The organism is Mesorhizobium sp. M0052 (genome assembly GCF_040323255.1).
Lineage (GTDB): Bacteria > Pseudomonadota > Alphaproteobacteria > Rhizobiales > Rhizobiaceae > Mesorhizobium.
In genome coordinates this window covers 65,530-84,072 of the sequence record NZ_JAMYUS010000026.1, presented here as the reverse complement: position 1 = coordinate 84,072, position 18,543 = coordinate 65,530, and the positions used below count along the sequence as shown (strand labels likewise).

General features: G+C 59.0%; 14 protein-coding genes, 3 pseudogenes and 1 riboswitch. Of the genes and pseudogenes, 10 read left to right on the top strand and 7 right to left on the bottom strand.

The genetic code is table 11. The annotated features are described in order from the left end of the window. Both NKJ77_RS27755 and metE read left to right on the top strand, forming a co-directional pair. Positions 1-218 (top strand): IS256 family transposase (locus NKJ77_RS27755; RefSeq protein ID WP_023690563.1); only part of this gene is annotated, 218 nt, incomplete at its 5' end. A 280-nt stretch (positions 219-498) separates the two neighbouring features. Beyond that, a riboswitch (cobalamin riboswitch) is annotated at positions 499-700 on the top strand. 93 nt (positions 701-793) lie between these two features. Then, on the top strand, positions 794-3,145 hold the full coding sequence (gene metE / locus NKJ77_RS27750; RefSeq protein WP_352536064.1) for a 5-methyltetrahydropteroyltriglutamate--homocysteine S-methyltransferase: 2,352 nt from the start codon (positions 794-796) through the stop codon (positions 3,143-3,145). 443 nt (positions 3,146-3,588) lie between these two features. Here the strand turns inward: metE and NKJ77_RS27745 are convergent, their stop codons facing one another. Next, complete coding sequence (locus NKJ77_RS27745; protein WP_023737107.1) at positions 3,589-4,644, bottom strand: cytochrome-c peroxidase; 1,056 nt, start codon at positions 4,642-4,644, stop codon at positions 3,589-3,591. A 956-nt stretch (positions 4,645-5,600) separates the two neighbouring features. Between NKJ77_RS27745 and NKJ77_RS27740 the strand changes: the two genes are divergently transcribed. Then, entirely contained in the window at positions 5,601-5,954 is a 354-nt protein-coding gene (locus NKJ77_RS27740) for a hypothetical protein (RefSeq protein ID WP_023737108.1), read from the top strand. A 137-nt stretch (positions 5,955-6,091) separates the two neighbouring features. Here NKJ77_RS27740 and NKJ77_RS27735 read toward each other — a convergent pair whose 3' ends face one another. Then, positions 6,092-7,096, bottom strand: coding sequence for a glycosyltransferase family 10 domain-containing protein (locus tag NKJ77_RS27735; protein WP_352487196.1), 1,005 nt, complete (start codon positions 7,094-7,096; stop codon positions 6,092-6,094). 82 nt (positions 7,097-7,178) lie between these two features. Beyond that, positions 7,179-7,617 (bottom strand): annotated as a pseudogene (locus NKJ77_RS32445) (ISL3 family transposase); the annotation flags it as partial. A gap of 644 nt (positions 7,618-8,261) precedes the next feature. Between NKJ77_RS32445 and NKJ77_RS27720 the strand changes: the two are divergent. Further along, positions 8,262-8,732 carry a Ros/MucR family transcriptional regulator gene (locus NKJ77_RS27720; RefSeq protein ID WP_352536062.1) on the top strand — a complete coding sequence of 157 codons (471 nt, stop codon included), beginning with the start codon at positions 8,262-8,264 and terminating at the stop codon, positions 8,730-8,732. 227 nt (positions 8,733-8,959) lie between these two features. Here the strand turns inward: NKJ77_RS27720 and NKJ77_RS27715 are convergent, their stop codons facing one another. Further along, entirely contained in the window at positions 8,960-9,172 is a 213-nt protein-coding gene (locus NKJ77_RS27715) for a cold-shock protein (RefSeq protein ID WP_023679670.1), read from the bottom strand. 372 nt (positions 9,173-9,544) lie between these two features. Here NKJ77_RS27715 and NKJ77_RS27710 point away from each other — a divergent pair, with 372 nt between their 5' ends. The 5 genes and pseudogenes from NKJ77_RS27710 to NKJ77_RS27690 all read left to right on the top strand — a co-directional run bounded on the left by NKJ77_RS27710 (position 9,545) and on the right by NKJ77_RS27690 (position 13,054). Beyond that, entirely contained in the window at positions 9,545-9,772 is a 228-nt protein-coding gene (locus tag NKJ77_RS27710; RefSeq protein ID WP_245260682.1) for a hypothetical protein, read from the top strand. A 710-nt stretch (positions 9,773-10,482) separates the two neighbouring features. Further along, positions 10,483-11,052 carry a hypothetical protein gene (locus tag NKJ77_RS27705; protein ID WP_352536061.1) on the top strand — a complete coding sequence of 190 codons (570 nt, stop codon included), beginning with the start codon at positions 10,483-10,485 and terminating at the stop codon, positions 11,050-11,052. 20 nt (positions 11,053-11,072) lie between these two features. Then, positions 11,073-11,258 carry a hypothetical protein gene (locus NKJ77_RS27700; RefSeq protein ID WP_352536060.1) on the top strand — a complete coding sequence of 62 codons (186 nt, stop codon included), beginning with the start codon at positions 11,073-11,075 and terminating at the stop codon, positions 11,256-11,258. Further along, positions 11,245-11,454 (top strand): insulinase family protein, encoded by a 210-nt coding sequence (locus tag NKJ77_RS27695; RefSeq protein WP_352536059.1) that lies wholly within the window; start codon positions 11,245-11,247, stop codon positions 11,452-11,454. The genes NKJ77_RS27700 and NKJ77_RS27695 overlap by 14 nt, the downstream gene beginning before the upstream one ends. Positions 11,455-11,599: 145 nt before the next feature. After that, positions 11,600-13,054: pseudogene (locus NKJ77_RS27690) on the top strand (NAD-dependent succinate-semialdehyde dehydrogenase). 811 nt (positions 13,055-13,865) lie between these two features. Here NKJ77_RS27690 and NKJ77_RS27685 read toward each other — a convergent pair. After that, positions 13,866-15,869: a class I tRNA ligase family protein gene (locus tag NKJ77_RS27685; protein ID WP_352536058.1), complete on the bottom strand. Its 2,004-nt coding sequence runs from the start codon at positions 15,867-15,869 to the stop codon at positions 13,866-13,868. A gap of 338 nt (positions 15,870-16,207) precedes the next feature. Next, positions 16,208-16,558, bottom strand: a pseudogene (locus NKJ77_RS27680) (phytanoyl-CoA dioxygenase family protein); the annotation flags it as partial. Between the two features lie 84 nt (positions 16,559-16,642). On the opposite strand from NKJ77_RS27680, the gene NKJ77_RS27675 reads away from it, so the two are divergent. After that, positions 16,643-17,668 carry an IS110 family RNA-guided transposase gene (locus NKJ77_RS27675; RefSeq protein ID WP_352536057.1) on the top strand — a complete coding sequence of 342 codons (1,026 nt, stop codon included), beginning with the start codon at positions 16,643-16,645 and terminating at the stop codon, positions 17,666-17,668. A gap of 233 nt (positions 17,669-17,901) precedes the next feature. Here the strand turns inward: NKJ77_RS27675 and NKJ77_RS27670 are convergent, their stop codons facing one another. Next, positions 17,902-18,432, bottom strand: coding sequence for a phytanoyl-CoA dioxygenase family protein (locus tag NKJ77_RS27670; protein WP_352536056.1), 531 nt, complete (start codon positions 18,430-18,432; stop codon positions 17,902-17,904). Positions 18,433-18,543: the final 111 nt, after the last annotated feature.

Sequence of the window (18,543 nt, the reverse complement as noted above, 5' to 3'; positions counted from 1 at the left end):
ACAAGCATCTCAAATCCACCAACATGCTGGAGCGGCTCAACGAGGAAATCCGCCGGCGCACCTATGTCGTGCGCATCTTCCCCAATACCGAAAGCTGCCTGCGCCTGGTCAGGGCGTTGGCCGTCGAGACCAATGAAAACTGGATGGAGGCCAACCGATACATCAATATGGACGACCTGCGCGAGCACAAGAAGCTCGCTCTGCGCCAAGCCGCATAACCAGCATCATGGCCGCCCCATTTTGCAGAACTTGACGCACACAACCGTTGGCTCGGCGCTCGCGGATCACCAGCGTCCTTTGAGCGGTAGCGCTTTTCAGGTTGAGGTTAAAGTCCTGTTGTGCTCCGCACGGCCTCCATTAGTTGGACAATGGGGCAGCGGTGCAGCGCCGGCAAATGGACGACTCCATGTTTCACAATGTTAGATAAGCGTAAAAGCGCCAGGACATAACCACATAAACATTTCGTTATGCGCCATTGACAAGAGAAGGGATTGCTGTGATTGTCTGGCGTGTCGTGGTTCTCGCGTGCGGCGCTGCCGCAGCGGAGCTAAGAGGGAAGCCGGTGCGATGCCGGCGCTGCCCCCGCAACTGTTAGCGGCGAGCCAACCCCACTCATGTCACTGAGGCGAATACCCTCGGGAAGACGGGTAGAGGCTATGACCCCGCGAGCCAGGAGACCTGCCACGACGAATCACGTCCACGGGCGGGGTGTCTCGGTGGCCGCTGCAATCCGGCGTGCCGGGCCTGCTAGCGCCTTCCTTGTCACCGACGCCCCCAACCATCGGGGTATGACATGACTGTCTCTCAGCAAATTCCTGTAGCAACGCTCGGCGTGCCGCGCTTCGGTCGTCGGCGAGAACTGAAATTCGCGCTTGAAAGCTACTGGTCCGGAACATCGTCCGCTCGCGACCTTCTCACGACGTCGAAGGCGCTCCGTGCCGCTAGCTGGGAAGAGCAGCGCGATCGCGGCGTGTCGAAAATACCGTCAAACGACTTCTCGCTTTACGACCATGTGCTCGACACCGCAGCCATGGTCGGCGCCATTCCCTCCCGTTACGGCTGGAATAGCGGCGAGGTCCCACTTGACATCTACCTCGCGATGGCGCGCGGCAACCAGGGTCAGACGGAGGATTGTGCACACGCTGGTCACCAGGAGGCGGCTCATGGGCCCGGTGTAACCGCGATGGAAATGACCAAGTGGTTTGACACAAACTACCACTACATTGTGCCGGAACTGGATGATGATCAGACGTTCGCCCTCTCGTCGACGAGACCCGTGGATTACTTCCTCGAGGCCAAAGCTCTCGGCATTCACACACGCCCAGTCATCCTTGGACCCATCACCTTCCTCAAGCTGGCGAAATCGCCTGCCGAAGGGTTCGATCCTATCGCACTCCTACCGCGGCTGCTGCCTGTTTACGAGCAACTCCTGCAGAGGCTGAAGCTGTCGGGAGCCGACTGGGTGCAGATCGATGAGCCAGCGCTTGTCCTCGATCTGAACTCCAACGAACGAGCTGCGTTCGAGTTCGCCTATGGCCAGCTGTCGAAAGCCGCGCCCGAGCTGAAGATCATGCTGGCTACGTATTTCGGGCATCTGGGAGACAATCTCGAAACCGCGGTTTCTCTGCCCCTGGCCGGGCTGCATATTGATCTCGTGCGCGCTCCCGAGCAGCTGGAAACGGTGGGTCGGCTCGCTCCGAAGGATCTGGTGCTCTCGCTTGGCTTGATCGACGGCCGCAACGTCTGGCGTGCGAACCTGCCCGCCATTCTCAACCGCATCAAACCGATCGTCGCCGGCTGGCCCTTGGACCGTGTCGAGATCGCGCCTTCTTGCTCGATGCTGCATGTGCCGATCGACCTGCGCATGGAGACGGAACTCGACGCAGACATCAGCTCGTGGCTCGCCTTCGCGGCCCAGAAGACCGACGAATTGGTGTTGCTGGCCCGGGCCCTGTCCCAAGGCAGAGATGCGGTGGCTGGCGCGTTGAAAGCGTCTGCCGAGGCTACCGCCACGCGCGTAACATCCACGAGGATCCATGACCCGCTTGTTCAGGGGCGGATCGCTAGCATTGACGACAGCGCGAAGCGACGAGAGAGCGCTTTTGCCGAGCGCTCCAGAGTCCAAGCCGGCTCACTCGGGCTGCCGCCGTTCCCGACGACGACCATCGGGTCCTTCCCGCAGACGCCGCAGGTACGCAAGGCGCGGGCCGCTCATGCGAAGGGCCAGCTGAGCTATGTCGACTACGAGACGTTCCTGAGGAAGGAGATCGAGGCTGCAATTCGCTGGCAGGAAGAGATCGGGCTGGACGTGCTGGTGCACGGTGAGTTCGAGCGAAACGACATGGTACAGCATTTCGGCGAGCAGCTGTCTGGCTTCGCCTTCACCCAGCATGCCTGGGTACAAAGCTATGGGTCGCGCTGCGTGCGTCCCCCCATCATTTTCGGCGACGTATCGAGGCGCAATCCGATGACAGTGCGCTGGTGGCAATTCGCCCAGTCGCTTACGGAAAAGCCCGTGAAGGGAATGCTCACAGGCCCAGTCACCATTCTCAACTGGTCTTTTGTTCGCGACGACGTACCCCGCTCCGAAGCCTGCCGCCAGATCGCGCTCGCCATCCGCGACGAAGTGAGGGATCTCGAAAGGTCCGGCGCAAGGATGGTGCAGATCGATGAGGCCGCGTTTCGCGAAGGATTGCCACTGCGCCAATCTGACTGGAAAGTCTATCTCGACTGGGCTGTCGAATGCTTCCGGATCGCTTCAACGGGTGTAAAGGACGCGACTCAAATTCATACCCACATGTGCTATTCGGAGTTCAACGAGATCATTCACGCGATCGCTGGAATGGATGCGGATGTCATTTCGATTGAGACGTCGCGCTCGAAGATGGAACTGTTGGACGCCTTCACGAGCTCCAAATATCCGAACGAAATCGGTCCCGGCGTCTATGATATTCACTCACCACGCGTCCCGGAAGTCGGCGAGATTTCGGACTTAGTCATGCTTGCCCGCGAGCGACTGTCCGACGGCCAACTGTGGATAAACCCGGACTGTGGCCTCAAAACACGCAAATGGGAGGAGGTCCGCCCTGCCCTCATTAACATGGTCGCTGCAGCACGCGCGCTCCGGCAGAAAGTGCAGGCGTGAGGCTTCTCTTCCTCACCGTGTGGGGAGTTGCCGGCTGGCGGATGTCGGCCGGGAATATGCCAAACCGATCACACTCTTGGAAATAAGCCACACGGCGAAAATGTGCAATTTTCCTTCGGCACGTGTCCTCATCCCGCAGAAATATAAATGTGACACCACGCTATAGTATTGGTCCTTGGGAACATACAGGCCCCGCGCTCGAACAAATCGTACACACGTCGTTTCTCAAAGTAGACTGCTTGGCATGTTCGCTCAGGCGGCGACAATATATGATGCTGCGCGTCTGTCCGCTTCCCCAGTTGATTTGCGCAGACTACGGGCGAGGTGGCACGTTTCGGGTATTGCTAGCCTCCCGCCAATTCGGAGATGGATGTGGCAATTCGTGTGGCCCAAGTAAAAGCCGCAATCATTTTCGATTGCGACGTCCGCAGCCAGTTGGCCCTTTATTTTCCTGAGATCTGCGTTACAGGCCGGGGCGTTGTCGCCGTTTCGGAGGGTAAGATGGGATAGGCGACCTCGGGTGCCTCTCCGGTCAGCGAGTTGAGGAAGGCAACAAGCAGGTCAACTTCTTCGTCCGCCAGTACTACGCCAAGCTGGGTGGTCCCCATGATGGCGACGGCCTGTTTCAGATCCCAAACCTTGCCCGAATGAAAGTATGGCGCGGTGAGTGCAACGTTGCGCAGCGGCGCCACGCGGAAAACATAGTAGTCATCGGCTGCATTGGTGACCGCAAATCGGCCCTTGTCTTTGTCCGGCAGGACCTCGGCGCTGGGCTGTTCCACGAGGCCGAATGGGAAATAGGCTTGCCCACCAACGTTGATGCCGGCATGGCAGGACGAGCAGCCTTTGTCCATGAAAAGCGCCAGGCCCTGTTTCTGTTCGGAAGTCATGGCAAGCTCATCACCATTCAGGAAGCTGTCGAACGGGGCCGGTGTGACCAGTGTCGCCTCGAAGGCTTCGATCGCCTTGGCGAAGTTGTCGAAGGTGACCCGATCGGCTTCAGCCGGAAAAGCTGCATCGAACCACTCGACATATTGCGGCATGGACTTGAGCGTGGCGATGACTTGGTCCGGTGTATTGGCCATTTCGATGCCGGCTTGGACCGGTCCCTTCGCCTGAGCCTTCAGGTCTGCGGCACGACCATCCCAGAACTGAGCGATGTTGAAGACAGCGTTCAGTACAGTCGGCGCGTTGCGCTGTCCCTTCTGCCAACCATGGCCGATCGAGGTTTCGTGATTGTCGTCGCCGCCGGTGGCCAGGTTGTGGCACGAGTTGCACGACAAGACGCCTGACGCCGAGACGCGTGGATCGAAGAACAGTGCCTTGCCGAGAGCGATCTTTTCCGGGGTGATCGGGTTGTTGGCGACTGTCGGCGTGGTGGATGGCAAAGCCCTGAAGGTGGCCAATGCCGTATCTCTGAGGTCGGTGGGGATCGAATCCGCAGCAAAGGCGGTGGGTGCCAGCAAGGTGACAGCCATCGTTCTGAATAGGATTTTCATAAATGGTCTTCCTGCGTCGTGCACGCAGCCACTATGCGATCTGCGGCTCATGAACGCCCTGAGCTAGATCAGTTGAGGGAGAGGATCGGGGTCTGGCACCTGTTTTCGCGGCTGAGCTGGGACCCTCTTGGAAGTGATCGCTCTTCTCGATTGGACTTCAGGGAGGAGGAGTATCCCTGCTCGGCAACCGTTTGTATGCATCAAAGCACGCCCTGAGGGCGGCTTCGTAGATTCGGTCACTGCGATCTTCCCGCCATCGTTGAGAAAGTCGGTAGCATCCGCAAGAATGGCAATCTCTTGCACGATGTGCGCTGCACGCCTTGCGAAAAGTGCGCTTCTGAAACCTCAGGGTTCATTCGTTCCTCCTGACCGGCTGATTGCGTGAATCGACGTTGTCGACACCCGCCGGCTGCACATTGTGATGTCACCAGCGATGGCGGTTTCAATACCTAAGCAGCGACGGTCTATGCGACAGTATGGATGTCCTATCGGAATAGCCGGTCCGCCTTGTCGATCGTCACACCGGCATATAGCTCCGCTTCTACGAACATCCCATCACGCGAGGAAAGACATGGCCAATACGCGCAGTATCGCCAATCTAGCCCTTGTGCCGGCGCGGCGCTTGAGCAGGTCCACCGGCTGTAACTGCCTCACACCTCGATCCACAGATCCTAGGCGATGACCACCTTGTCGCCATCATTTGACGGATGCGGGGCATTGGCCCATAAGCGAGCCACCGCAAACTGTGCGGTTGCCAATGCGTAATGATGTGAATTGGAATGATCTTCGGTTTGCGAAACACGCACGTCCGACGCAGCTTGCGTTGACAGAGGCGGTTTTACGCGCAATAGCACTTCCGCCGGCCTATTTTTGTGGAGTTCAATTGTGGTTCGGCCAAGGGAGCTGGGCGCCGGACCGGCCCCGTGTAAACCTCATCAAAGAGAGAGAGACCCTGCATGGAAGAATTCTTACCGCGCATCGCCACTGGTGCCGGCATCGGCCCGGCTCTCGCAGAGAAGGGCGTTGGGTTAATGCTGGGTTTCCTGCAAAGCCACGCGGCCGACGGTCCCGTTGCGCGCATGATCGAGGCCATTCCGGGAGCTTCGGAATTAGTAGCGAAGTATCATGGCGACGACCCTGAGGGTGGCGGCCTTATGGGGCTCGGCCAGCAATTGATGAGTGAGGGTCTCAGCATGGCAAAGATCGCCGGCCTCGCCAACGAGACGATCGCCTGCGCCAAGGAACATGCCGGCGACGAACTCGTGGACGAGGTCCTCAATTCCGTTCCTGGCCTTCCCCAGTTCGTCTGATCAGCGGCAGCCGGGGGCGCATGACCTCGTGCGCCCGTGCCGGCCCGTCTGCGCAGCAGGCATTCTCCGCCGAGCGTTCCGTACCGATCTCGCCAGACCACCGACCGCCGGGCACGCGAAGCGAGCGTTGGAGTACTTCATTCGTCGATTCCAAAATCGACCTCAGGCGAATCGATGTGTATAATTTCCGGCGGTAAGGGTTTATCCTGAACGCTTTCGATGAAGCTCGCGAGATAAGCAAACGTATTGTATTTCTCGAGGACCAACCGCTTCGCCTCTCTTATTGCGCCGCGACGTTCCTTCCAGAGGTCCGAGTTGATGATTTCTTGAATTTTTGGGATTACGTTCTTGTCCTCTGGGTCAATCAGAACCATAGAGTCCGAAGGGAAGAACCTCGTGATTGCAGGGCTGCCGTAATAGATCGGCATTGTTTCAGCAACGAAGCAGTCCATAAGCTTCTCTGTAAAATAGTAATCAGCACGAGTATTCTCGAACGCTATACTGTAACGGTAAGGTGCGAGTGCGTTCCATTTATCTCCAATCAGCCGAAAACCTCGGCCGAACAGGTCAAAATCGAGCTCCTTTCTCAGCCGTTCCAGAAACGCCAGCCGATATCGATGTCCTTTAAGCAGGGCGATGTCACTGGTAATCCATGAGAGCCGAAGCGGCTTATCCACGACTTCGCTGACCAGAAGTTGGTCATATGTCTTGTTTACAGACCAAGACCGAGTGATAGGTGGAGACAAAACGAATCGGCGCGCTGCATTCTGCCGAGCAGCCAGCTCTGCGTCACACGTCAGGACGATAGTATTTTTCCCCTGCCCTTCATGAAACGCGCGATGAGCTTTCGTCGGCGGTTCGCCGATTGCAAAAATTGTCCTGTTTGGGCTCGCCTCGATATCAACAGGGAGCCCAAAAAGAGAAGCAGAGTTAAAGACGATATGCCAATCGGGCACGAAGGATGTCGTGCGAACAAAAGCGACATTGTTCCAGATTCCACTGCCCTTTGGAGTGAGATGGTGGATTGCATCATCCAAAACGCCCCAAGAATCTAAACATGTAGCAACAATGGGCGCCGGGCGTTCCGTCAACAATTTGGCCGACAAAGAAGTTTCACTCCCTTCACTCGTGAAGGTACTCAATCGCCATTCCGGATTGCGGTAACATTGGCCAGCATAAACCTTCCGGGACCCGCTGTCGAGGCAATTGTCGCTTTGCACTTGACTAGGTTCTTCCTCGCTTTGTGCGGTTATCAGGCCGGCTGAGTGGCAGCATGCGTGCCCTAAGGAGTCCGCAGCCCGCTCTGCCTACATGGTACGTTTGATCGTCTTCAGGCGGTTGATCAGCCCTTCCGCCTGGCCGTTGCTCCACGGTAGTTCAATGGCGCGAACGGCGTCAACGTCACGGCGTAGGACTAGACCGAAACGCGTGATGGCGACGAGCCCGGAGTTGACGCCACGTCGATCGAAGTGTCGAGCTTGCCGAATTCACAGGCACCGCAAAATGCCGCGGAAGCGCATGGCAAGCCTGCGCATCGTGGCAAACTCATGTGATCCCTGCTTCAGGACGTCGACCTTCTTGGCCTGTTGATCGTCAGCACATCCCGAGGCTTCGTGCAGAGGGCCGGGGCGACTACCGGCGAGATCACACGGCCGGTCGTGGGATTCCGTATGGGACAGCGTCGCTGGCTGGTTGATGCGTATGATTGAAGCAGGCGACGCACTGTCCTTGCCCGGCCTCTTGGCGCGGCGCCAGCTTGCGAGAAGCCGCTCCAGATTCGAGAAGCTGCCCGTGTCGCCGCGCTGTTTGATATCGTGGAACAGGTGTCGTCCGCAGCGATTGCCGTCTCTCCAGGACCGGCTAAGAAACGCCTCGAAATACATTGATTTCCTTGGTTTATCAGCGGCGGTTCCCAGCCCCCTTGCAAGAGCGGCTCACCGGGCGATGAACTTACATCGCTTTGGCCATTGCCAATGAACGTTTGTTCCATCGTCCCTGACGCCCACCAGCAAGCGATGACTATCGCTCGATTTCACAGTCCAAAGAAGTCACACCGAGACAAAATACCCCGCTTAGGCTCGAGACTACTAGCAACTTCGACGCAAAGTTACAGCCGGGACGCGCCACGCACCTCGGCAGGGTCGCCAACAACGAGTGGCTCAGCGGTCACGACGGGAAATATGGCGCACCGATGTCGCTTCTGGACGAGCATTGGCAATAACGCTGTCGAGACATTGTTGCTTTCCGCGGCAACGGGCCCTATGAAGCGACGCTTCGCTGACTATGTTTCACCGCCTGGAGAGTTTCATGACAGAAGAAGCCGGAAAAAACGTCGACACCCTCATTGAGCTTGCCGCCGATGTCGTGTCGGCCTATGTCTCCAACAATCCGATCCCGGTGGGGGATCTCCCTGCCCTCATCGGCCAAGTGCATGCGGCTCTGAGAGCGACGGCCGGAGGTGTCTCTGCACAAGAGCCGGTTGCCCTTACGCCTGCAGTCCCGATCAGGAAGTCGGTGACACCGGACTACATCATCTCCCTTGAGGACGGGAAGAGATTCAAATCTTTAAAGCGCCATCTGTCGACCCGCTACGGGCTGACGCCGGATGGATATCGGGCCAAATGGGGCCTGCCGGCGGATTATCCCATGGTCGCGCCGAACTACGCCGCGGCGCGCTCGTCATTGGCCAAGACGATGGGGCTCGGCCGCAAACCGAAGGCGCCGGAAGCGCCGGAGCCTGCGCCGACGAAGCGAACCCGCAAGAAGGTCGCGGCTTGATTTCGGCAATCGAGATTCGTTCTGGAGCGTTGCAGCCATCGGCTTAATCTCGCGTCACATAAAAAAGGCGGGGCCAACCCCGCCTTCCTTTCCAACAACTTTGTTTCATGAGGAATTCGCGACGCATGCAGCAATCTGCTGCCCTCAGTTTTTGCTCGCTCCTATCGAGCGGCCGTGAGAATCTCCGGACCTACGTGCCTACTCTTGCCAGGACGCAGGAGAAAATTTCAACCAGCTTTGCTGAGGCTGCCAGCGGAGGACTTGCCAGTGCGGCGATCCTGCTCGATCTCATAGTTGATCTTCTGGCCGTCAGCGAGGGTCGAGAGGCCCGCGCGTTCGACAGCGGAAATGTGGACGAAAACATCCGGACCGCCATTGTCGGGCTGGATAAATCCAAACCCCTTGGTGCTGTTGAACCACTTTACCGTTCCAGTCGGCATATACTTGTTCCTTCTTTTACAATGCAACGTGGGCAGGCCATTAGGCCTGTCCCAGTCATAGCCGAGAGTTGGGCGCAGCAAAAAGCGAAAAATTGTTAAGCCCCGATCAGCTGGCGCACTCCATTGTGGGCGTAGCCGCCAGCAAGCACTGTCCTACACTACCGCTCGAGCGTGGCCGGAAGCGCCCAATTTCTTCCAACGCTCCTCAGCGCCACGTCGATGGCTCGTGTTTGGAGGCGCGGGACGTAAGGCCGACCGCTGCTCGTGCCGCCAGGTCAAAGGCCGGGTAGTTCACGGAGCTGCCTTCGTGCATAACACCTTGGGAGCGCCTTAAGGAGTTTCGAGTTGGATTGTTTCAAGAGGGTCGAGGGGTTGATCGATGCGACCAGCGTGGAAGCGATCGATAGCGCGCGCGTTTTGCTGGACCAGTTCAAGGGCAAGTCAGAAACAATCGCCCAAGCGATTGACGACTTCCTGCTTGATTTCATGACCTTGCTGTTTGTGGTAGAAGCCACCCGCGAGCAGTTCCACAATCCGGCGAGGCGGTTAGCGCGCATCAGATTGAGCAAGGTCAGGCTGTTACTCACGCGATGCTCTTGACCTAAGCGACCACTCCGCCAGGCATGCACTTGCAGCCGAGCGCACCAGGCGGTATTTTACGCACATGAAATCAATCGCGACCGCTAAATTCTGCTGTTTGGTTCCCAGGGACGACGGCAAGCGCGGACAGCTTCCGTGCTGCTGTCCTGCAGCGGCAAATGTGCTGCATGTCCCCATCCAAGGCGAGCTCGACGTTTGTTTCTTACGTTGACCAAGGTCCCGCGAAAACACTCCCCTTCCCGCAGCAACTCACCAAGTTCAACGGCCTCGCGGCAGGCCATCACGCCAGAAGACAGCAACGGCATCGTTTTTCCCGCCCAGTCCTACGACCTCGTTTTCCAGCGCCTCGCGAATGTCGCCACCCGCCGTTTTTTTTCAGGTCCGTCTTCGCGCGCGAGCTGGGTCCGCGCCCACTTAGCTACGCTGCTCACGCCTCTACCCTTCAGCACCGCCCGGTCTGACTGTCGAGGACATCGGTCCGCTGGAGCGACAACATTTCAATTCTGACCGTCGGTGCAGCGGCCTTCGAAGCGCATCCCGTCCCCCTTCCCCAGCAGCGCGCCCAATCGTCTTCCAATGAAGAAGAGTATTCTCAGCCGTGCTCGCGTCGCCTTCAGCCCTGTTCGATGGCCCACAATGTCGGATGCACAACATGTCAGACTGACTTGTCCACATGCCTCGAATGTTTTCTGATCTGGCACGGTGCATGCGTGGTCGTCCGCAAGGCGTCGCGGATCAAGGAAAATCCCTCCAATGACCATCCCCCCAAGAACACCGCCGCCGGTCTCCTGGGCTCATCCCAAGATGAGGCTCGAGTGAGCCCTGGCCGCATGATTCATCTGGCTCGGCCTGCCCGCGATCCTCCCACGGGATCGAAGACGCAGCCCGTTCATGAAAATGAGGAACAAATCACTGCCTCGAAACTTGCCTTTCCAACCGGAGCCATCGATCACCCCCTGGCTGCGCAAGCCGTTCACTGCCACCGCCCTGGCCTGGCGACGACCGCTCCGGCTCTGGCCGCCACCGACGGCGGCAAGATTTCCTGCTCGATGATGGCATGGAACAGTCGACATGACTCCGCGCAAATCGTCACTCATATGATCTGGCACAAGGTCCGCAGCGCCGACGAGCCACCGGGCAAACCCGACCTTGCCCCTTCCCTCGAGCGTCTGATCTTTAGGGCGACGCCCAACCGCGCCGACAGCGAGTTCGACGGAGCCGTCTCAGACAGCGGCTACAATACCGCCCTCACCGCCTATGACTCGTTTTGGGCGAGATGATGGGCTTCGAGGCCGATCGCATGTTCAACCTCATCCTCAACGAGGATGATATCAAGACCGAGCGAAATGTGATACTGGAGGAGCGCCGTTGGCGCAGAGAGACGAACCCGCAGGTCTGCTGGCGAAGAGGTCAACACGACATTGCGGCCGAATCAGCCCTACCGCATTCCGGTGAACGGCTGGACGCAGGAGATGAAGAAGCTTAACGGCACCGATCGGTTCACGATGTGCAACGAATACCGCCGACCGAACAACGCCGTGCTGGTGGTGGCCGGCGACGCAGAGCCTGAGACGGTGAAGGCGCTGGCCGCGAAGACCTATGGCAAGGTTGCGCGGGCCGGATCTGCCACCGCGCAACCGACCGGTCGAGCCCGACTAGTAGAACCGCTAGGCGTCTTGTAGCGTCTCCCTCCCACTTGGGTACCGTGGTCTGCTAGCTGTATGGCCGAGGCCCTATAAGGAACCTTTACGTCCGGAATAAACACCCCACCTGCTATATACACCTGCTGCGTTGAGGAGGAATCCGGTATTGCCCCTGTGCCCGCCGATGATCCGTCACCTGCGATCCCCTGACCTGTTTGGACCCATCGATCGCCTGCCGGCACTTGGCACGCGGATGGGCGAGCGGACATTTGAGGTTCTCAACCCGTCGACCGGCGAAGTGCTGGCAGAACTACCCGATATGGGTGTCGAGGAGACATGCGCTGCGATCGACAAGGCCTATGTCGCGCAGCCTCGATGGGCAGGGTTTACCGCCCGTGAGCGCAGCGACGTTCTATGGCGATGGCATCAGTTGATCATCGACCACGCCGACGATCTCGCTGCAATTCTCACCGCGGAGATGGGCAAGCCGCTTGCAGAGGCCAAATCGGAGATATCGCATGCTGCGGCGTATCTGCAATGGTACGCCGAGGAGGCAAATCGCGTCTATGGCGAGACAATCTCCGCACCATCGACGGACCGCCGAATGTTGGTGGTCAAGCAGCCCATCGGGGTCGTCGGCACGATAACGCCATGGAATTTCCCGGCCTCGATGGTGGCGCGCAAAATCTCGCCAGCCTTGGCGGCGGGCTGCACGATCGTCCTCAAGCCCGCTGAACAGACGCCGCTCGTGGCTGGAGCAATGTTCGCCCTCGCCCATCAGGCAGGCTTTCCCGAAGGCGTCGTCAACCTGATCTATGCATCCGAAGGTGACGCGGTCGGCCGCGAACTTTGCACAAACCCAAGGTCCGCAAGATCAGCTTCACCGGCTCTACTGAGATCGGGCGCCTACTCATGCGCCAGTGCTCGGACCAGATCAAAAAAGTCAGCCTAGAGCTCGGCGGCAATGCACCTTTCATCGTGTTCGATGATGCGGATATCGATGCCGCGGTGGACGGTGCCATCCAGGCGAAGTACCGCAATGCCGGCCAGACCTGCGTTTCAGCGAACCGCCTTTACGTCCAGTCGGGCGTTCACGACGAGTTCGTCGAGAAATTCGTTGAACGGGCTCGCCAACTTCAAGTTGGTGACGGATTCGCGCTCGGAGTGGACATCGGGCCTCTCATCGACAAGAAGGCTTTGGCCAAGATTGAATCCCATATTGCCGATGCCGTAGCTAAAGGCGGCGCAATTCGATGCGGGGGCAAACGCATCGGCACGAATGGCACGTTTTTCCAACCAACGGTCCTGACCGGTGTCACCAGCGAGATGACCGTCGCGCGAAGAGACATTCGGGCCGCTCGCACCGATTATTTGCTTCAACGATGCGGATCAGGTCGTGCGTGATGCCAATGAAACGATCTACGGCCTCGCGGCGTATTTTTATGCCTCTAACCTGAAGCGTGTCTGGCGAGTCGCCGAGGCTTTGGAATATGGAATGGTCGGGGTAAATACCGGCCGGATGTCTTCGGAAGCGGCGCCGTTCGGTGGGATAAAACAGTCCGGCATCGGGCGGGAGGGATCCCGCCATGGCCTCGAGGACTACCTCGAAATGAAATATGTCTGCATGGGCGGCATCTGAAGCATCGGCTTGCAGGGTTCACAGACGGGGCACCTAGCGAGCGATCTCCAAACATGTGAATTGTAGGATCGCTCCTCGATTGGGACTGAGGGGCGGTCCGCACCGGAGCAAACACGCAATCCTGAGGAGCAGCCTAAAACAGCTGGACGTATCCCTGGACGAGACAAGCGTCTGCAATGTCGGCGAAGACGGCGCGCATTGTGACGGAGGTTACGCTTGCGATTTGGCGGCCCTCGCCGACTATCTTCAGGCGACGGGCTGTCGGTGCGCGGGTCTGATTGGAAGCTTGTGCACCAAGCCATCGTGAACGCTGGTTGAGCAATATCCGGTTTCAGGGGCAGAATCGAACCTGCTACATTCCGATGTCAGTAGCTCAGCTGTTCTTCGGCTGACGGCCGCGCCGGTACAGGCTCGGACAGAATCGAAGATACCATCACGCAGGCATTCGCATTCACATTGGTGATCGGCGCACGATCCGGGGCGCGCCAGGTTGACAAGCGGGTCGAGCCGCATGACAGCCTTGACCGGCTGGAGGACGTAATCCCGATGCCGAAGAGGTTGGTCTGCGCAGTCGAGCCCACACGGCATTTGCGGCACGAACAGCAAGGGCTGGGAAGCGATCGGCCGAGCGGTCCTCGAAGGCGCGGGCCAGGGTTGTCGACGACGCGTTGGTTCAGGTCCGCCAATCTGGTCTCTACCGTTCGATAGCGGCTTGGGTCGCCAGTGACAGCGAGTCAAGATATTTGGCATCATCGGCTTTGATTGCCTTATCTGGTCGAGATTGGGATAGCTCACTGATGCATCTTTGGGCTCATAGTGCCTCCACCTCATCAAGATGAGGATTGCCGGATTTGGCGTAGAACACCAACACGGGTCCGAGATCAAAGCGCATCCCGGGCGCAAGGCGCTGGACGGACCGGGGCCATGTTTCGGTCGAGACGCCATGGATGCCTCGCGCCAGCGTTCTGGCGAAGCGGGGCATCAGCGGAGCGAGTGTCGGTGCCAGGATCGCAGCGGCCGTCGTCTGAAGGGCCAGCGAAGTCCGATTGCGGGCGGGATAGAAACGTCGGGCCGCCGTATAGTCTCGCGCCCCACGGTAGATCACGCAATCGCGCACGAAATCACAGACCTGAGCGGCCGCGCGCCGAACCGAGAAGCCTTCGTCTGAATAGGCGCGCTCCATCGCAGCGCGATAGGTCTCTATCCGAGCAAAGAAGGCGCGGTCAACCGGGCTCCAGTCGCCTGCATCGGGTACATGGCCGGCAAAATCCTGTTTGATTTCCTGGTTCAACGCCTCAAGCCACTTCAGCCAGATACTTTGGAACACCTCGTTCTCGGTGCGGCGCAGCGCGTCCAGCGTGAAATCCGTCCGCTCACCTTCTGGGCGTGTCAGGCCCAAATGGAGGCGCACGACGTCGACTGTCTTTGGGCTCAGAACCTCCTTGCCCCAGACCGCATGGCGGCAGCTGGTTGAGAACTTCTTGCCATCGAGCAGGTAGAACTCGTTGACGTGATAGCGGATGCGTGGCGTCCAGTGGGAGAAGACCTCGGCGTAAAGAGCGGGGTAGAGTAGCGCGTGGTAGAACGAATTGTCGAAGCCGAAGAAATGTACAATCTGCCAGTCGTTGCCGGGCATCTCCGCCTTCCAGTCGCGACCCACGGAGCGGCCGAGCGCCTGGATGTTGTACAGAAAACCGAATGCCATCTCCGGCCACACCCAGATCACTTGCCCCGGGAACCCCTCGGCCGGCAGGCCCCAGTCCGAGGGGTGGGTAATGGGCACTGAAAAGTCGCCGCGTCGGCGTAGGCGCGCGAAGAGATCCAAGATCCGTAGCGGGACGCCCGACGCCCTTAGATGCCGGTCGATATTGTCGTAGCATCGGTCCAAGGCAAGTTCCGGGCGGCGGACGGAGCCGACCAGCGGCGCCTCGGCAGACTGCCGTGACCGGGCTGCACCCAAGTCGTGGCAAAGGTTTGGGGCGCCGCATTCCTCGCAGATGTTGCCACCGGCGGAGCCGCCGCAATCGGGGCAGAGGCCGCTAACATCCGGTTCGTAAAGATAGTGGCCTGTCACAGCATCGAAAAGCGCAGGGCTCTGGCGCAGATCTACCGCCGTGCTGCTCAGAAGACTGCGGAAACACGCGGCTTGAAACTCGCCGTAACCGTCATCGTCCATTGTGGGTTGGAAGCTGTGGACGTCACAATCGAGAAGTGCAAGCGTGGCGCAAATCTCGTCGGCGTAGTAGCGCGCCACGTTTGCAGGCGTCGATTGATCGGCATCGGCGCGTGTCGCGACGTAGCTCTGGTAATCGTCGCTTCCGGTCAGGTGATAGGCCTCGACTCCTTTCATGCGCAGGAAACGAGTATAGACGTCAGCGCCGAAATAGGGGCCAGAAAGATGCCCCAGATGCAGATCGCCATTTGGCGTCGGCGGCGTGGAGAAGACGAAGATTGGCCCGCGTGGAGCCGTGGTCTTCGCAGCGGCATCAAGGGCGGCCTCGCCGTCTCGCCAGTAGACATCGACGAAATCTAGGTCTTTGATTCCGTCATTGCGCAGCACATGCGCTTCAAAAGGCTGGAACAGAACGACATCGCCCGCCTCGACCGAGATTTCCCCCCGGTCGGTGGTGACCTTGCCCGCACCAGACAGGACCACGAAGGCCTCGATTTCGTCGTGCCGATGGGGCTCGGATGTGACGCCGGGTCCAACCTTTCCGAATGAAAACCCCGTGCGAGCGCTTCCCGTTCCAAGCGTGGCCATGTCGATACCGAACGCCCGCGACAGTTCCGTTCGAGAAAACGTGTATTTGCGCATGACAACGAACCTAAGCTGTTGAAGAGTGGGACGGACCTTCGGCTGCCAACGCAACAGCCTCAGGTGCACTTCGTGGAGAGAAACGGCAGCCCGACCCGTTGGCGGCCCGGCCAGGATAGTGCAGCTCTGGACCGGCAAGCGGGCGACCAGGGGGGCACTAGTCGGGCTGTAGGCGCACAGAAGACCGCCTGCGACCACCTCCGCAATCCACGTGCCAAAGCGTCGTAACGGGCTGCGGTCGATGCTCCGCGAGCCCGCAAATCAGACGTCCATACCGTCCGCGCATTTTTGAGCGGTCGATCAGTTTCGTGTGCATGCCTCCGCCTGGCTGCGTGAGCTCAATCGCGATAGAAGATGCCATTTGGGGGCTTGAGATTGTCGAGATCGGCCACTTTTCCCTCGGGCGGGTTAAGGGCGCGCTTAAGCACGTTATATTCAGCGCGGGTCGGCCCGCCGGTTGAAGCACGCTGGCACACCAAGTAGAGTGTCCGCCGAGAACGATTGCTTTTGTTCGGTCGTGAGTAGTGCGGTGCGTAATCGTCGAAGATGAAGATGTCGCCAGACTTCCATACTACGGGTTCCCAGGAGAACTTTTCGGCAAATTGAGGATAGATCACCCCACCGGCATCCATAGGAAACACCCCCTTTTCGTGGTTGCCGGGGCTGAAAAAAAGATCGGATGATTGGGGCTCCGGCGGCCTCCCTGCATGGGAGTAGCGGGAGGTCGGTCTTCCGGGCAGGCTCCAACGGTTCAACCGGTCAGGAGGTCTGCCATGGAACTGTTCGTCGGTCTTGATGTTTCCGTTCGCACCACCAGCGTCTGCGTAATGGACACGGGTGGTAAACTCATTCGAGAGAGCAAGGTGGAGACCGAGCTGGAGGCGATCGGCGCCCTGCTTCACGCGATTGGCGGCCCCTACAAGCGCGTCGGCCTTGAGGCCGGTCCGCTTTCGCAATGGCTCTACAGTGGCCTGTCGGCCGCAGGCTATCCGGTGATCTGCGTCGAGACGCGGCACATGAAGGCCGCGCTCTCGGCTCAGATCAACAAGACCGATCGCAACGATGCCCGCGGCATCGCGCAGATGATGCGCGTCGGGCTCTACAAGCCGGTTCATGTCAAGACTGTCCGGAGCCAGGAGATCCGGATGCTGCTCACTGCGCGCAAGTTCGTGCAGACGAAGATTCTCGATGCGGAGAACAACCTGCGAGGCCTGCTGCGCAACTTTGGCCTCAAGGTCGGAGCCGTAACCCGGCTGCAGTTCGAGCGGCGCATTATCGAGTTGCTCGAACAATCCCCGCATCTGCACTTGGTGATCGACCCCCTGCTGGAAGTCCGCCGCGTTTTGAGAGAGCAGTTCCAGCGCCTACACAAGGCAATGGAACGGCTGGCCGAGAGCGACGACACCTGCAAACTGCTCATGACTGCCCCCGGTGTCGGACCGATGGTCGCCCTGAGTTTCCGAGCCGGCGTCGACGAACCGGCGCGGTTCAGCCGATCGCGCTCCGTTCCAGCCCACTTCGGACTGACGCCCTCGCGCTATCAATCCGGCGAGATCGACCAGGATAGGGGCATTTCGAAGTGCGGCGATGCCGGGATTCGATGGGTATTGGTTGAAGCCGCCGGGATTCTTCTGCGTATCTCGAAGCGGAGTTCGCCACTGAAGGCGTGGGGTCTCTCCGTCGCTCGCCGGCGAGGTATGGCGAAGGCTACCGTGGCGGTGGCGCGGCGTCTGGCGATCATCCTGCATCGGATGTGGGTCGACAACACACCCTATCGCTGGGAGGCCAATGCCGCCTGAGAGATCGAATTAAGGGTTCCGCGTCGCCGCGCGGATAGAGGTCCCGTTCAGGGACGAGTGGGTAGGCAATCTCGAGGCGGGCTTGGACGTCAGGTCAGACTGACAGTTTCGGTAAAAAGATTGAGATGCCTCTCCATCCGACCCGATCATGGAGCGGTCGCGCGCCGACTTCGAAGAGAAGCCAGACCCCTGGCGGGCACTCATCATCTCGGCGCATCGAAACCGTTTACGCATCAGCCGTCAACACCACGACCAACGCCGCGCATGGTATGCCACGGTGAGGATCCCTTTGCTTGACAAACCCAGCCCCAAAAGAGAAGCCCGCCGTTTTCCTCGTCGGAGTCGTCGATGCCTATGGCGACCACCGCATGGACCATCCGGTCCGGGAGTTTGTGTGGAATGTGATAAATGTCCTGATGCGGGAGATAGCCGCCGCTGTCGGGGTAGTGGAAAATCAGCAGCTCCTTGAGCCTGCGCGAATCTTCGCCAAGCAACTCCTCGACCGCTGACTTTATGCGCTGATCTTCTAAAAGCAAACGACGCAATGGATCATGGAAGTCGAGAAAATTCTCCATCTTGGAGGTGATCTTTCGATTGTCCGTCGTCTTCTCGAACCACATGAGCCATTTATCATCGCTGACATCCCAGCGTGACATCTCTTCGACAAAGGTAGAGATATCTTCCTGAGCCGCTGGAGCGAAGAACCTTTCGAGCCTGACGTATCCCTCCTTCTGCCACTTTTCTCTTTGTGCATCAGTCAACATGCGAAAAGCCTCCTGTTGGAAAGACTGGTTTGGTTGGACATGCCAATTAGGGCGGTCGGGCGCTGATCAAGTTGCGGGTCCACGGAGACGGACTCACGTGATGAGGGAGGC